This window comes from Pseudohongiella acticola (assembly GCF_001758195.1).
Classification (GTDB): Bacteria; Pseudomonadota; Gammaproteobacteria; order Pseudomonadales; family Pseudohongiellaceae; genus Pseudohongiella; species Pseudohongiella acticola.
In genome coordinates this window covers 2,183,616-2,197,971 of sequence record NZ_MASR01000001.1, presented here as the reverse complement: position 1 = coordinate 2,197,971, position 14,356 = coordinate 2,183,616, and the positions used below count along the sequence as shown (strand labels likewise).

The window sequence follows — 14,356 nt, the reverse complement described above, 5'->3', positions numbered from 1 at the left end:
GCTACTGTCGCTTCTGACTGCGTGAGCTTCCTGTGACGTTTGCCACCTTAAAAAAGTTTGTATCGTGCACATGCCGAGCCTCAATCCTCATGGCGGTGGCGCCGCACCAGATTACGTCCATCCTTCTTGGCCTGATAAAGTGCGCGATCAGCGCGCTCGAACAGTGTCTCCGGGAAGTCATCATGAAGGGCATCGGTGACACCAAACGAGACGGTGATTCGTAACTGCTGTTCCTTGAAATGAAAGGGGATCTTGGCAATCGCCTCACGAACCTTGTTCAACGCGTGCTCCGCGTCCGCGGGCCGTGTATCCGGCATGATGATAACAAACTCTTCGCCGCCGTAGCGGGCAATAAAGTCTTTTTCGCGCAATCTGGATAACATTTCCTTACTGATAATTTTAAGTACTTTATCACCGGCGAGATGGCCATAGGTATCATTGATATGCTTGAAACTGTCGACATCGGCGACGGCCAGGCACAATGCTCGATCGTCGTCCCGCCTTTCGTGGCTGGCACCTTCACGCCATTCACCGAGGATAGTGTCAAGTCTGTGGTTATAGGCTTCGCGGTTGGGCAGGTCGGTCAAGGTATCCGTTTGTGCTTTTTCCTGTTGTTGAGACAGGTGCTGACGCAATTCCCGGGATTCGGTTTCAAGTGCACTGATGCGCTCGATCAGCGCGCCCATCTCCTGACTCATATCATTGCTTTGCTGTTGGCGCTGGGATTTGAAGTTGTCCAATGAGCTGATAATGCTGCCGATTTGAGACTGTACACTGACTTTTAATGAATCCAGATCAACGCCCGCATCGGCTACAGCGTTGCTGATGCCGCTGATCTGCTCTCGCATTTTTGCATCAAGCGCCGCATCGGTAGCTGCACTTTGATCAGCATACTGGCGCGAACTATCAACAAAGGACTGTACCTGCGCCAGACTCTCATTGACCTCCGCCAGGAAATCCTGGAAATCAATACGCTGGTCATCGGCTGCGCTACGCAGGATCTGAAGAATTTCTTCCAGTACCGCAACAAAATCGTACCAGTTCAGACCCTTGAGAATGTGACGCCGGATGCTATCCGCCAGCTCAACGGATTCACCCGTAATATTGATGGATTCGAGAATTCTGAGCAGTAAAGGTTCGACATGACCCGCGATAAAAGAGAAAGCGGGTTCGGCGAGGCCGGATCGGTCACGGATCAGCTCGCCCTCTATGCCTGCTTCGTCATCAGGCTCGAGTCTGGCCTGTTGCTCGCGCACCGCGCTGTCCTGCAGATCGGTGGCGCGGCCACTCAACCTGGTGTCGTTTACCGCATCGCTTTCGTCGGCGACCTCGGTATACGATTCTGCGTATGACGCGGGTTCCTGCTGCAGCGGTGACGATCTGTGATCATGAGACCTGGGGGCGGAGGGAGCATCATCGCGATCCATGAGCTCGCCGGAGATAACATCTGTTTCGGTGACGAGGGGCGGCGCTGTGTCCGCTGAGGGCTCTTTATTGGCTGAGGGCTCTCCATGCGCTGAAGGCTCTTGTCGCGCTGAGGGCTCTTTATCGGCTGATGGCTCTTGTCGCGCTGAGGGCTCTCTATTCGCTGAGGGCTCTCCATGCGCTGAGGGCTCTTGTTTAGCTGAGGGTGCGGTATCGGGGCGACCAAACAGGCGTTGCCAAAGGCCGGTGCTCGAGGTATTGGCTGCATTGTCAGTGCTGGTTTGGGCCGGGCCCTGCTGGGTGGCCTGCTGTTCCTGGGTTTTGAGAGTCTGCACTGATTCGCTGAGCAGCTCGATGAACTGGCGAATCAAACCGGCGTGTTGCTGTGGGTCTTCCAGCCGCGAGGACAGGCCGCGATTGAATTTTTTTATTTGCCGGCGCGAGGAGGCGGGCAGTGGGACTTGCTCAAGCTCTTTGATACTGCTCTCGAATGCCTGCTGCAAAGCCCAGGTGCTGGCATTCTTTTCCGTGTCCAGTCGGATAATGGATTTTTCGATTTGTTCCAGCAGGATTTCCAGGCCGGTTTCACGATCATCATTGCGCAGCGAACTGCGCAATTGTGTGAGCTGCTTGTCCAGCACAGGGTCGTTGCCATCACCTGCCAGACTTACCCCGAGCAGACCCCGACGTAACAAGCGTATCCGGTTGCTGAATGATTTTTCGCGCTGCTCATGCTCTTCCAGTGCGTCCAGGAACTTCCGTTTCCAGCGCAGCGCTTCTTCGCCTTCCTGCTTCCGGTGAACCATAGGCCCGTACCCTGACGCTTGTTTCAGCGCCTTATTATTGACCGCAGCAAGACGGCCGGCACTGCGTCAAAGCGCGGCGCGTTCCTGCGCAACCAGGAAGTCGACGATCGACAGCATATCCTGTTGCGTACGTACCGCCTCATTGGTGGTTACCAGATACTTGCCATTAACGATGACGTTGGGTGTGCTACGGATCTGGTAGTCCTGCATCCGGCTTTCAGCCTGATTCACTTTGGTTCGTACCGGAAAGGAATTGAATGCACGGGAGAATGCGTCTTCGTCAACACCATGGTCCGTGAACAGGGTGGCCAGCTGTTGCTCGTTCTGCAAGCGGTTACCCTGCAGGTTGATGGCATTGAATATCGGCTCATGAACGGCTTCAACGGCATCAAGGGCCTCTGCGGTGTAGTACGCCTGTGCGTGAACTTTCATCAGTTCATTCCAGATCGCCGGGTAGCGCTGATAGTCAACGTCATCAGGGGCATTGGCGGCCCAGTCGTCAACCAGCGGCTGAAACCGGAAGCAGTGACCGCAGCCATACCAGAACACTTCAAGCACTTCGATCCTGTCGGCATCATTGGTGCGGACCGGCGCCGGCAATTCCTCATAGTGCGTGCCCGCTACATACAGCGATGGCTGCGCCCAGGCAGAAACGGCCAGGGCGCTCAACAGCGCTGCGGCGCCCAGTTTGACTACTTGCTTGATCATGTTGTTACTCCACATTGCGTATTGTGCCAATTGATTGTGCTAGTCAGTAGACCGCCCGGCGGCTGAATAATTGCTGAACGGCGTCCAGACCCGTCACTAATCCGGAATCAGTTCAGGCCGGAAACGTAGCTGGCCAGCGCTTCGATTTCAGCGTCAGTCAGGCGCTCGGCGACAATGCGCATGGGCGCGGCATCGCCGTCATTGTCGCGGGCACCAGAGCGAAATGCTTTCATTTGCTCTTCAATATACTGGGCATGCTGACCACTCAGTGCCGGGAAACCTGCCTGTGCTACACCACTGCCGGTCGGCGAATGGCAGGCAGAACAGGCGGCAACGCCGAGATCTGAAATGCCGGCGCGGTAAATCTGCTCACCGAGGGGGACCAGTTCGGGATCAGCGCCTTCCAGCGTGGTTTCCTGATCTGCATAAAATGCAGATATATCCATCAGGTCCTGATCATTCATGTTGTCGAGCAGGCCCGTCATCAAGGCCACTTCCCGGGCACCTGACTTGATGTCACGCAATTGCTTGAGCAGGTAGCGCTCACCCTGGCCCGCCAGTTTCGGGTTACTGCCAAGTTCACTGTTACCGTCGGCACCGTGACACGCGGCGCAGACATTCACCTTGCCTTCACCTGCAGCAGCATCACCTTGGGCAGTCGCAGCTACGCTGGTAACTGCCATGAGAATTGTCGCCAGGGAGATAAATAGTCTTTTCATGGATAATCGTAGTTCCTGAGTAGTTCCTGAACGGTTTTGAAAACGTTTAGCATGCACGCGCGTCAGTTTTGACAGACCGCAGCGACCGAGGAGTATACCACAGCTGCCCGCGATGTGTAGGCGCTGGCGACCACATTAGTCACCCGCAACCAGCCTGCCCAATTCCCCGGATCCTCGTCGGAAATCCCGCAATAGTCACGACTTGCGGCGTTGTAACGCAAGCCTGAGCGACTGCATAAGTGCTGGCTTATCGCTATCACGCTCCGGTAGAATGCCGCCCATGAACTATCAAGCCGCCAAATTTGTCATCAGCGCCGCCAAACTGCGCGATTGTCCGCCCGACAGCCTCAGCGAGGTAGCCTTTGCCGGTCGCTCCAATGCTGGCAAATCCAGCGCTATCAACACCCTGACACGCAATGGCCAGCTGGCACGAACCAGTAAAACGCCGGGGCGTACCCAGTTGATCAATTATTTTGCCGTTGATGAGAGCCGCTATCTGGTCGATCTGCCCGGCTACGGTTACGCCAAAGTGCCGCTGTCGGTAAAGAACGACTGGCAGGTGCATCTTGAACAGTATCTGAACAAGCGCGATGCGCTCAGTGGCCTGGTGCTGGTGACAGACATCCGGCACGTGTTCAAGGACTTTGACCTGATGATGATCGATTGGGCACGCAAACGTCAGCTGCCGTTGCACATCCTGCTGACCAAGGCTGACAAACTCAAGCGTGGCGGCGTGCAGGAGGCGCTGGGCAAAGCGCGTCAGGCGCTGGAAGACATGCCTGATGCCAGCGCGCAGGCGTTTTCATCGCTCAAGCGCCACGGCGTTGATATCCTCGCCCAGCGCCTTGATGGCTGGCTGGGCGAGCAGCCTTCAGTGAGCCTCGCCCCAGCTGTCCCCGACGCCGACGTCGACAACTAAGGGCACATCCAGCGCCGCTGCGGTGGCCATGCGGAAACGAACTCCGTCACTGAGAAGATCAACATCGGCTTCGGCAACTTCAAACACCAGCTCATCGTGCACCTGCAATATCAGCCGCGCATCCAGTACGCCGGTGCCCAGCCAATGGTCGATATCAACCATGGCCTGTTTGATGATGTCCGCAGCGGTGCCCTGCATCGGCGCATTGATCGCGGTGCGCTGCGCCGCTTTACGCAGCATGCCGTTGCCTGCCTTGATGTCGGGCAGATACAGCCGACGTCCGAACAGCGTTTCAATGTAGCCTTGCGACTCTGCCAGTTCGCGCGTGCGCTCCATGTATTCCAGTACCCCCGGATACTTTTCGAAATAACGGTCGACGTAGTGCTGGGCATCGTGACGCTCAATACCGAGTTGCTTGGCCAGCCCAAATGCTGACATACCGTAGATCAGACCAAAATTGATGGCTTTGGCGCGGCGACGCTGTTCGCCGGACACGTCCTCAAGCGCCACCCCAAACACCTCCGCCGCCGTCGCTTTGTGCACATCCTGAGCGTTGGCAAAGGCACTGAGCAATCCATTGTCCTGCGACAGATGCGCCATGATTCTCAGCTCAACCTGTGAGTAATCTGCTGCTACCAGCTTATAACCACTAGCCGCAACAAAGGCCTGGCGGATCTTTCGCCCTTCGACGCTGCGAATGGGGATGTTCTGCAGGTTGGGTTCTGTTGACGACAAACGGCCGGTGGCTGCCACCGCCTGTTGGAATGAGGAGTGGATGCGCTGAGTCGTGCGATTGAGCTGTGCCGGCAGCTTGTCGGTGTAGGTGGATTTGAGTTTGCTCAGGCCACGATGCTCCATGATCATGCTGGGCAGCTCATATTCCAGCGCCAGTTCCTGCAATATGGGCTCGGCTGTCGACGGTTGCCCCTTCGGCGTTTTCTTCAGCACAGGCAGCTGCATTTTTTCGTAAAGAATAACCTGAAGCTGCTTGGGCGATCCCAGATTGAAGGTCTCACCGGCCAGGGCATAAACCGATTCTTCGATTTCTCCCAGCCGGCTTGTCAGGGTCTGTGACTGTTTGTGCAGCAGTTCCGGATCGACAGCGATGCCGTGACGCTCCATGCGTTGCAGTACCGGCGCCAGCGCCAGCTCGTAATAACCATAGAGCCCGTCAAGTTCACCGGTTTTTTTTAGTTGAACATTAAGCAGGTGGCTTAAACGCAGCACAGCGTCGGTCTGAGGCGCCAGCCAGGCCATGGCCGCGGCTGGATCAGACTGACTCAGCATCAGTTTATTGCGACCACTGCCTGTCAGCGACTCCCTGGATTCCAGTCGCCTGTGAAGATAGTAAGCGCTCACATCTTCTATGCTGTGATTGCTCGCAACGGAGTTGATGACATAGGAGGCGAGGTGGGTGTCGAAGTGCCAACGCCCAACCTGAATGTCGTGATTCTGCAGTATATGACTCATGCGCTTGGTGTCGTGTGCGACCTTGCGTACCAGCGGATCCTCCAGAATGGGCTTGAGCAGTGTTAATGTCGCACGGCGATCCAGTGTTGACGGCGCATCAAGACTGTCGTGAGCCAGCGGGATATAAACTGCCTGTCCGGGCTGCCAACTGAATGCCAGCCCGATTACCTGCGCCAGCATGTAATGCTCATCGGTGGCGAGCAAACCCACCGCGGTCTGTTTTGCGGCTTTGATGGCATCGATACAACGCTTCAGACTCGCCTCATCGTTGATCAGTTCATAGTTCTGTTCATCGGTTTCAAGCTCAACATCGTCCAGCCCGTTGTCATTGTCGGGCGTCGGGGTACTGCCCAGCTCTTCCTGCACGGCCGCCAGATCACTGGCAGATACTTCAACGCCCGCTTTATTCAGCTCATTGACCCAGGTCTTGAATTCCAGCTCGGTAAACAGCGCCATCAACAGCGACTGGTCCTCAGGTCCCGGCACCAGCTCATCAAGCGCCAGCTCCAGTGTTACATCAAGCTTGATGGTGGCCAATTCATAGGAAAGTCGTAGCTGTTCGATATTGTCACGAAGCTTTTCTCCCACTTTGCCACCGATTTCATCAGCATGAGTGATCAGATTCTCCACTGAGTCATATTGTTGCAGCCACTTCACGGCCGTTTTGGGGCCGACGCTGGGCACGCCCGGAATATTGTCGACCTTGTCGCCGGTCAGCGCCAGAAAATCCACAATGCGCGTTGCCGGCAGGCCAAATTTATTGACCACGCCTTCCGGGTCCAGTCGCTCCCCGGTCATGGTATTGATCAAGGTGACGTGATCGGTCACTAACTGTGCAAGGTCCTTGTCACCAGTGGATACCAGGGTATTACGCTGTTGTTTGCTGGCCTGCGCGGCCAGCGTGCCGATGACATCGTCGGCCTCGACATCGGGCACGACCAGCAGGGGCAGACCCATGGCCTTGATGATCTGGTGTATGGGCTCAATCTGGCTGCGCAACTCATCCGGCATGGGGGGGCGATGCGCTTTGTATTCGGGATAAAGCGTGTTGCGGAAGGTGCTGCCCTTGGCGTCGAATACCACCGCCACCGGGCTGTCGGGGTATTCCTTTTTCAGACTGCGGATCATGCTGATCACGCCTTTGATGGCACCCGTGGCCTGACCCCGGCTGCTGACCAGCGGTGGCAAGGCGTGAAAGGCACGAAACAGGTAGGACGATCCGTCAATCAGGATCAGAGGGCTGGCGGCTGGCATAATCAAGACGTCCGATGGGTATGAGGCGACAAGTTACATTTTACAATGTTTCAGTTGCACCAATAGTACCAGACCCGGACCGGTCAGACGCCAGTGTATTCTGCCACCCACATCAGACCCGGGTGGCTGGCGGCAAACCCGTTAGCGGGCACCGCATTGCCTGAACGCATCAGCCACATTGTCCATCAGGTGTATATAAGCCATCGGTCCGGCGCTCAGGGTCTGGCCCACCGTATCAACCCGAATACGCCGCAGATCCTTGTTGCCCAGCAGGGTTTCGACCGTCGCCGCCTGCGCTGTCACGTCTTCCATCAGGCAGTTGAGTGGAGTGCTCTCTACCGCGCGGCGCACCGTCATCATATGGCGAACACCGGGCTGCAGCTCTTCGCTGGCGACAAAAACCAGTTGATGCTGCAGGCCAAACTGACGCTCAAAGTACTGAAAGGCGTTGTGATAGACCGCGTACTGAGAATCTGCAGGCAGCAGATCGCGGGCGATAATGCCCTGTTCCAGTGCTGTCAGGCGCTGATTGAACACATCAAGGTTGTCGACGTACCGGTCGGCATGGTCAGGGTCAAGCGCGCTCAGCTCATCGGTCATTGCCTGCGCAATCAGGCGAGCATTGTGGGTATTCAGCCAGACGTGCGGATCAATGGTGTCGGCCTGTTTGTGTTTGTGTCCGGCATGCAGACCTTCATCCGGGATCAGCACCTTGCCAGACCCATCACCACCCAGCTCTGCATGATGAACCTGCAACTCGGCCAGTGCCAGCACCTGAAGCTGTTTGCCATAGGGTCCGGCCTGCACCACAGCGTCGCTAAGGTAGGATTCCAGTTCCGGGCCCACCCAGACAAAGAGATCAGCCTGGCGCAGGGTACGCAACATTGATGGTCGCAGCGTGAAATGATGATAGGACTGATCTGACGGTATCAGCACCTCTGGCTCACTGACACCGTCAGTGATGGCACTGGCTATCATCTGTAACGGGGTAATACTGGTCACGACTCTGGCCTGCGCCAGCACATTGGAACTGCCCAGCGACAATAGCAGCATCAGTAGCGTTGCGAAAAGCCAGGCCAGACCAGCGCGCGGCGCCGAACCCAGCGACGCAAACGGTGTACAATAGTCGGTGCGCCGTCGCGGCCTGCTGTCCACATTAAATTCGACGTTGGATTTCAGCGTCGGGCGCTGGCTTGTCCTGGTGGGTGTAATGTTCATGAAAATCCGGGGCCTCATAGAAATGCTATGATATACCATTTCTGTCAAACAGGTTAGTATTTGTCATATCACGTCACAATTTTTTGTGTCAGCTTTTTATATCTAATTGGATCACAGCAGACCGTATGAATAACCCGGCACTCATCAAAGCCAACGATATCGGCTTCAGCGTTGCTGAACGTCAGATTCTGCAGCATGTCACGCTGGAGGTGCAGCAGGGCCAACTACTCACCCTGATTGGTCCCAATGGCGCGGGTAAAACCACCCTGGTGCGCATTGTGCTGGGATTGCTGCAACCACAATCCGGAACCCTGCATCGCACTGCCGGTCTGCGCATTGGTTACATGCCACAGAAGCTGTTTATCGAACCGACGCTGCCACTGACGGTAAGGCGGTTTCTGCAACTGGCGGCACCCGGTCGGCGCCAGCCAGTCAAACCCCTGCTGGAAGAGGTGCGCATCGCGCATTTAATGGAGCAGCAGGTGTCAGCCCTGTCAGGCGGCGAGCTGCAACGCGTCTTGCTGGCGCGAGCGCTGAGTCAGTCACCGCAGTTGCTGGTGCTTGATGAACCGGCTCAGGGTGTCGATGTCACCGGTCAAACGGAGCTGTATCAATTGATCAACAGCATTCGCGACCGACACGGTTGCGGGGTCCTGATGGTGTCACACGATCTGCATCTGGTGATGGCCACAACCGATGAAGTTATTTGCCTGAACCAGCACATCTGCTGCCATGGCAAGCCTGAACACGTCAGCAATGACCCTGCCTACCTGGCACTGTTTGGCCGTCGTGAGGCAGAAACGCTGGCCGTTTATACTCACCATCACAATCACAGTCATGACCTGACCGGTGATATCAGTCATGACAACTGCAACCATGACAGGGACACTGACCATGGCTGATTTTATGGTTTATGCACTGATTGCGGGTCTGTTTATCGCCGTGGTCGCGGGGCCTCTGGGGTGTTTTGTAGTATGGCGGCGGATGTCCTATTTCGGTGACACGCTGGCGCACTCGTCATTGCTGGGCGTGGCCCTGGCGATTCTGTTCAGTATCAATCTGCAAATTGCCATTCTGACCAGCTGTGCGGTTTTTGCCGGTGTGTTGCTGTTGCTGGAACGGCGTCAGTTACTGGCAACCGATACTTTGCTGGGCATCATCGCGCACAGCACGCTGGCATTCGGCCTGTTGCTGTTGTCCCTGTCAGATATGGTGCAGGTCAATTTGATGGCGTTTCTGTTTGGCGACCTGCTCACCGTCACCCGAACTGACCTGATCTGGATTATTGGTAGTTGCGTGGCGACCGCGGCACTGCTGTACTACTACTGGGATCAATTCCTGGCGTTGACGGTTCACCGCGAACTGGCGCAGATCGAAGGCATTGCCGTGGACAGGCTGTATGCATTGCTGGTGATGCTGATTGCACTGTTAATTGCAGTGGCCATGAAAATTGTCGGCGTGCTGCTGATCACTTCCTTGCTGATCATACCGGCAGCCGCAGCACGTCGGGTGGCAAACACGCCGGAACAGATGGCGGTGGGCGCTGCCATCGCCGGCTGTCTGTCTGTGCTGGGGGGAATGTCGATGTCCTATTTCTGGGATACGCCGGCGGGACCGTCCATCGTGGCCACCGCCTGCTGTCTGTTTATTCTGCTGTATTTAAAACCTGTTTCCAGATAGACGTTTAGATGGTCTGGCGGATGATCTGGTAGGCCTCAAGGATATTGGCACGACGAATATTGGGCTCCAGAAAACCACGGTACTGTCCCTGCGGATCAATCAGCAGGATATTGCCACTGTGGTCAACCATGAACTCATTGCTGTCGCCCCCGTCCTGCGCCGGCACCGGCATCACGCCATGGGAGATATACAGATCGCGCGCCAGTTGCGACACCTGGTCGTACTCGCCGTTAACACCCAGAAAATCTTCGTGATAGGCATCCATGTATTGCGCAATCTGAGCGGTGTCGTCACGGAACGGATCAACGCTGATCATCACCACCTGGGTATCAGCCTGGTACGGGCCGGCGCTCAGATCGCGATAAAATCCGGTGAGCTCGTTCATGGTTAGCGGGCAGATGTCGGGACAATTGGTGAAGCCAAAAAAAACCAGACTCCATTTGCCTTGCAGGGTCTGTTCGGTGAAGGGTTCGCCATGATGATCCACCAGACTGAAGGGCTCAAAGGCCACCGGCTCGTCGTAGACCATGGCGCCGATTTCACGCAATTCTTCCTGGGAAACCTGTGCCGTGTCGTCACCAGCATAGCGGTAGAAGGTCACCACCAACACCAGGGCGACCCAAAGCAGACACACAATGAGGGTGATCTTGATATTTCTCTTCATAATTTGACGCCTGTAAAACAATATTCAGGATAACAGTCTGGTAATCAGCGGTCAGACAAACAGGTAGTGGTCAACCAGCAGCACTGGAAAAAGAACCATCAGGTAGACGATGGAATATTTGAAGGTGTCCATCGCCGTTGAGGCCTTGGGACGATACATCAGCTTCAGTGCCCACCAAAGAAAGCCGCCACCCAGTATCAGCGCTGCCGCCAGATAAAGCAGGCCGCTCATGCCAATCAGCCAGGGCAGAATGCTGACCAGGACCATGATGATGGTGTAAAGAATGATGTGTATCTTGGTCAGGTGCTCACCGTGGGTCACGGGCAGCATGGGAATACCGGTCTTGGCGTATTCCTCCTTGCGGTGAATCGCCAGCGCCCAGAAATGCGGAGGCGTCCAGGCAAAAATGATCAATACCAGTATCAATGCACCCGGTTCAATGGTACCTGTCACTGCCGACCAGCCCAACAAGGGCGGCATGGCGCCTGACAATCCACCAATGACAATATTCTGTGGTGTTGCCCGCTTCAGGTAGCCGGTATAAATGAAGGCGTAGCCGATAAAGGAGGCGAGGGTAAGCCAGGCACTCAGCGCGTTGACCCAGAACAGCATGATGGCCATACCGGCAACACCAATGATGGCAGCGAAGGCGGCCGCCTGCCGGGGCTCAACCCGGCCCTGGGGCATCGGCCGGTTGTGGGTACGCCGCATCACGGCATCCACCTTGCGATCAATCAGATGATTAACCACGGCGCCTGATCCTGCGACCAGCGCAATACCCAGATTGCCCAGTATCAGCACATCCAGTGGTACCATGCCTGGCACCGCCAGGAACATGCCGACCATGGCCGTCAGTATCATCAGCATGACTACCCGAGGTTTGCACATCTCGTAATAGTCGCGCCAGCTGGCCGTCTGTTTCTGTGTAAGCTCTGTCACAAGGCTCTCTCTTTTGCCAACTCTTCTGTCAGGATCGGCCAGGTTCGTACACTGGAGCGGAGCCCATGCCGAGTTTGTCTATGAGGGTTGGCAATTGTACCGCAAATCGGCATTTTAGCGAAAAAAATGAGGACAATTAGCATTATCCGGAGTAAATTGAAGCCATGCACAGTCTAAAAACAACGAAAGCTGTGCCTATTAGTCTGATTTCATGAGTAGTCATCCAGACTGATACATGTAGTAGCAGCGATTCCACAATTAAAAAGGAGAAGCTAGATGAAATGTATCTATTATCTGTCACCGACCCTCAAGAGCACACATCAGATTTCTGATGATCTGCATGCTATTGGCATCGATGACTGGTTCCTGCACATCCACAGCAAGGATGAAAGCGGCCTGGTCAAAGAGCATCTGCACTCCAGCAATTATCTGGAGTCCCTGGACTTCATCCGCGAAGGGTTTATCGGCGCCGCCCTGGGTTTTGTTGGCGGTCTGGCCCTGGCCGGGCTGGCTGCAGTCACCGAACCCTTTGCCATGCCTATCCCTCTGATCGGTTATATCGGCATCGTGTTTCTGGTGACCTGTTTTGGCGCCTGGGTGGGTGGCCTGACCGGCACCATGCAGACCAACAAGAAAATTGCCCGCTTCGGTGACGATATCAAGGCCGGCAAGTATCTGGTGTTGATCTATGCCAAGGAGCATCAGATCGGAAAGATCAAAGAGATGATGAGTCAGAAGCATACCGAGGCAACTCTGGCCGCGATTGACCCCCACTTTCTCAATCCATTTGCAGATCTGCAGATGGTCCGTGCATAAATGCAGCCCACACGGTTGGAGCTGTTGCACTGATTTGAACATTACTATACGATCCGGAAGAGCAGGCGGTGGCCAACACTGTCTGCTCCGCTCCATTGATCGATGTTACACGTTGAGTACCCATCCGAAAGATAAAAAATAAAAGGAGGGAGCGACGTTGTGAACGTGCTTAAAAGTACCGTTCGTAGTCAACTGCGTGACTGCAACACTCATACCCGATCGATCCCGCTTTGTCGGGGTCCGCGGTCCTTTATTATCTTTCGCTATACAGTTGCTGTATCCACTGTTGTCCGTGCTCGCACTTTCACAAGGATATCCCGCGTATGGCTATTGCTGTTGTTATCGTCCTGTTGGTTGTCGGTTCGGTTGTTTTCCATTTTGCCAGCCCCTGGTGGTTTACTGAAATCGCATCGCACTGGACCAGTGTTGATTTCACCATTGAGCTGACATTCTGGGTCACCGGATTAGTTTTTGTTCTGGTTAACCTGTTTCTGGCTTACAGCGTGTATCGCTATCGCCAGCGTAAAGGTGAGCCCAGCAAGGCAGTCTATGAACCGGAAAATGCCCGACTGGAAACAGGCCTGACTGTGCTCACCACGCTCGGCGTGGCTGCCATGCTGGCGCCCGGTCTGTTTGTCTGGGCACAGTTCGTGTCCGTGCCGGAAGACGCCACCGAGTTCGAAGCCTTCGGATCGCAGTGGCAGTGGGCCTTCCGTTATCCGGGCGACGACGGTGTCATGGGCACAGCCGACATTTCTCACATTACCGAAACCAATCCCTGGGGTATCAATCCCGACGACCCCAACGGTCAGGACGACAGGGTCGTCAAAAAACCCTACATGATGCTGCAGGTGGATCAACCGGTGAAGGCATTGCTGCGCTCACGTGATGTGCTGCATAACTACACCGTGCCCCAGTTCCGCATAAAAATGGACATGGTACCCGGCATGGTGTCCTACCTGTGGCTGACCCCGACTCGCACCGGTGTCTTCGATATCCTGTGTGAACAGTATTGTGGCCTTGGTCATCACATCATGCGGGCTCGCGTAGAAGTGGCCGAACCGGCACAGTACGCCAGCTGGCTGCAGGAACAACCCACATTCGCTGAAACCCAGACGCGCGAAGACGCCGACATTGGCGCAGGCCAGCAGGCCTATGCTGTCTGTGCCAGTTGCCACGGCCAGCAGGGTGAAGGCAATCAGGCCATGAACGCGCCCAAGCTTGCCGGCCTGCAGCCCTGGTACATCAATCGACAACTGCGTTACTACCAGGAAGGTGTCCGTGGCGCCCATGAAGATGACGAATTTGGTCGCATGATGGCACCGATGGCGAATATGGTGGCATCACCGGAAGCGCGCGCCAATGTCTCTGCCTACATAGCATCGTTGCCCGTGTCACCCGCAGCTACCACCCAGAACGAAGGTGATCCGGCACGCGGCATGCGCATCTACAGCGCCAATTGTGCGTCCTGTCACGGTGATGACGGCATGGGCAGCTGGGCAACCGATGCGCCGGCACTGGCAGGCATGGATGACTGGTATCTTGCCACCCAGTTGCAGAATTACCGCGACGGGATTCGTGGTGCTCATCGCGAAGATGACTACGGCTACCAGATGACGTCGATGGTGAAAGCCATGCGGACTCAAGAGCAGCAGAACGATGTGATCAGCTACATCAATACCCTGCGTTAATGGTGAGTCACAAACGAATATAAAAAACTAAAATACAGATAACCGCA

General features: G+C 55.5%; 12 protein-coding genes. 5 read left to right on the top strand and 7 right to left on the bottom strand.

Annotation, left to right across the window (positions count from 1 at the left end):
• Positions 1 to 80: 80 nt before the first annotated feature.
• The 3 genes from PHACT_RS09365 to PHACT_RS09355 form a co-directional block, all read right to left on the bottom strand.
• Positions 81 to 2,231, bottom strand: coding sequence for a diguanylate cyclase (locus PHACT_RS09365; RefSeq protein WP_070117277.1), 2,151 nt, complete (start codon positions 2,229 to 2,231; stop codon positions 81 to 83).
• A 66-nt stretch (positions 2,232 to 2,297) separates the two neighbouring features.
• Positions 2,298 to 2,939, bottom strand: a complete 642-nt coding sequence (locus PHACT_RS09360; RefSeq protein ID WP_070117275.1) for a thiol:disulfide interchange protein DsbA/DsbL — start codon at positions 2,937 to 2,939, stop codon at positions 2,298 to 2,300.
• Positions 2,940 to 3,046: 107 nt separating this feature from the next.
• Positions 3,047 to 3,658, bottom strand: coding sequence for a c-type cytochrome (locus tag PHACT_RS09355; protein ID WP_070117273.1), 612 nt, complete (start codon positions 3,656 to 3,658; stop codon positions 3,047 to 3,049).
• A gap of 280 nt (positions 3,659 to 3,938) precedes the next feature.
• On the opposite strand from PHACT_RS09355, the gene yihA reads away from it, so the two are divergent.
• Positions 3,939 to 4,577: a ribosome biogenesis GTP-binding protein YihA/YsxC gene (gene yihA, locus PHACT_RS09350; protein WP_317622258.1), complete on the top strand. Its 639-nt coding sequence runs from the start codon at positions 3,939 to 3,941 to the stop codon at positions 4,575 to 4,577.
• On the opposite strand, the gene polA is transcribed toward yihA, so the two are convergent.
• Both polA and PHACT_RS09340 read right to left on the bottom strand, forming a co-directional pair.
• Complete coding sequence (polA, locus tag PHACT_RS09345; RefSeq protein WP_070117269.1) at positions 4,530 to 7,301, bottom strand: DNA polymerase I; 2,772 nt, start codon at positions 7,299 to 7,301, stop codon at positions 4,530 to 4,532. The two genes, yihA and polA, sit on opposite strands and share 48 nt — an antisense overlap.
• A 141-nt stretch (positions 7,302 to 7,442) precedes the next feature.
• Positions 7,443 to 8,519, bottom strand: a complete 1,077-nt coding sequence (locus PHACT_RS09340) for a zinc ABC transporter substrate-binding protein (protein WP_070117267.1) — start codon at positions 8,517 to 8,519, stop codon at positions 7,443 to 7,445.
• A gap of 125 nt (positions 8,520 to 8,644) precedes the next feature.
• On the opposite strand from PHACT_RS09340, the gene znuC reads away from it, so the two are divergent.
• Both znuC and znuB read left to right on the top strand, forming a co-directional pair.
• Positions 8,645 to 9,421, top strand: coding sequence for a zinc ABC transporter ATP-binding protein ZnuC (gene znuC, locus PHACT_RS09335; protein ID WP_070117265.1), 777 nt, complete (start codon positions 8,645 to 8,647; stop codon positions 9,419 to 9,421).
• Positions 9,414 to 10,199: a zinc ABC transporter permease subunit ZnuB gene (gene znuB / locus PHACT_RS09330; RefSeq protein WP_070117263.1), complete on the top strand. Its 786-nt coding sequence runs from the start codon at positions 9,414 to 9,416 to the stop codon at positions 10,197 to 10,199. Before znuC ends, znuB begins: the two co-directional genes overlap by 8 nt.
• 4 nt (positions 10,200 to 10,203) lie before the next feature.
• On the opposite strand, the gene PHACT_RS09325 is transcribed toward znuB, so the two are convergent.
• Positions 10,204 to 10,863, bottom strand: a complete 660-nt coding sequence (locus PHACT_RS09325) for an SCO family protein (RefSeq protein ID WP_070117261.1) — start codon at positions 10,861 to 10,863, stop codon at positions 10,204 to 10,206.
• 51 nt (positions 10,864 to 10,914) lie between these two features.
• Entirely contained in the window at positions 10,915 to 11,802 is an 888-nt protein-coding gene (gene cyoE, locus PHACT_RS09320; RefSeq protein ID WP_083264477.1) for a heme o synthase, read from the bottom strand.
• 276 nt (positions 11,803 to 12,078) lie between these two features.
• Between cyoE and PHACT_RS09315 the strand changes: the two genes are divergently transcribed.
• A complete protein-coding gene (locus tag PHACT_RS09315; RefSeq protein ID WP_070117255.1) occupies positions 12,079 to 12,618 on the top strand; it encodes a hypothetical protein in 540 nt (179 codons plus the stop codon).
• Positions 12,619 to 12,941: 323 nt separating this feature from the next.
• The gene (locus PHACT_RS09310; protein ID WP_070117249.1) at positions 12,942 to 14,309 is read left to right on the top strand and encodes a c-type cytochrome; all 1,368 of its coding nucleotides are present in this window, start codon (positions 12,942 to 12,944) and stop codon (positions 14,307 to 14,309) included.
• The last annotated feature ends 47 nt before the right edge of the window (positions 14,310 to 14,356 follow it).

Bases quoted from the DNA above. Each gene is read 5' to 3' on its own strand.
- PHACT_RS09365 (WP_070117277.1), bottom strand. From the start codon at position 2,231: ATGGTTCACCGGAAGCAGGAAGGCGAAGAAGCGCTGCGCTGGAAACGG.
- PHACT_RS09360 (WP_070117275.1), bottom strand. From the start codon at position 2,939: ATGATCAAGCAAGTAGTCAAACTGGGCGCCGCAGCGCTGTTGAGCGCC.
- PHACT_RS09355 (WP_070117273.1), bottom strand. From the start codon at position 3,658: ATGAAAAGACTATTTATCTCCCTGGCGACAATTCTCATGGCAGTTACC.
- yihA (WP_317622258.1), top strand. From the start codon at position 3,939: ATGAACTATCAAGCCGCCAAATTTGTCATCAGCGCCGCCAAACTGCGC.
- polA (WP_070117269.1), bottom strand. From the start codon at position 7,301: ATGCCAGCCGCCAGCCCTCTGATCCTGATTGACGGATCGTCCTACCTG.
- PHACT_RS09340 (WP_070117267.1), bottom strand. From the start codon at position 8,519: ATGAACATTACACCCACCAGGACAAGCCAGCGCCCGACGCTGAAATCC.
- znuC (WP_070117265.1), top strand. From the start codon at position 8,645: ATGAATAACCCGGCACTCATCAAAGCCAACGATATCGGCTTCAGCGTT.
- znuB (WP_070117263.1), top strand. From the start codon at position 9,414: ATGGCTGATTTTATGGTTTATGCACTGATTGCGGGTCTGTTTATCGCC.
- PHACT_RS09325 (WP_070117261.1), bottom strand. From the start codon at position 10,863: ATGAAGAGAAATATCAAGATCACCCTCATTGTGTGTCTGCTTTGGGTC.
- PHACT_RS09315 (WP_070117255.1), top strand. From the start codon at position 12,079: ATGAAATGTATCTATTATCTGTCACCGACCCTCAAGAGCACACATCAG.
- PHACT_RS09310 (WP_070117249.1), top strand. From the start codon at position 12,942: ATGGCTATTGCTGTTGTTATCGTCCTGTTGGTTGTCGGTTCGGTTGTT.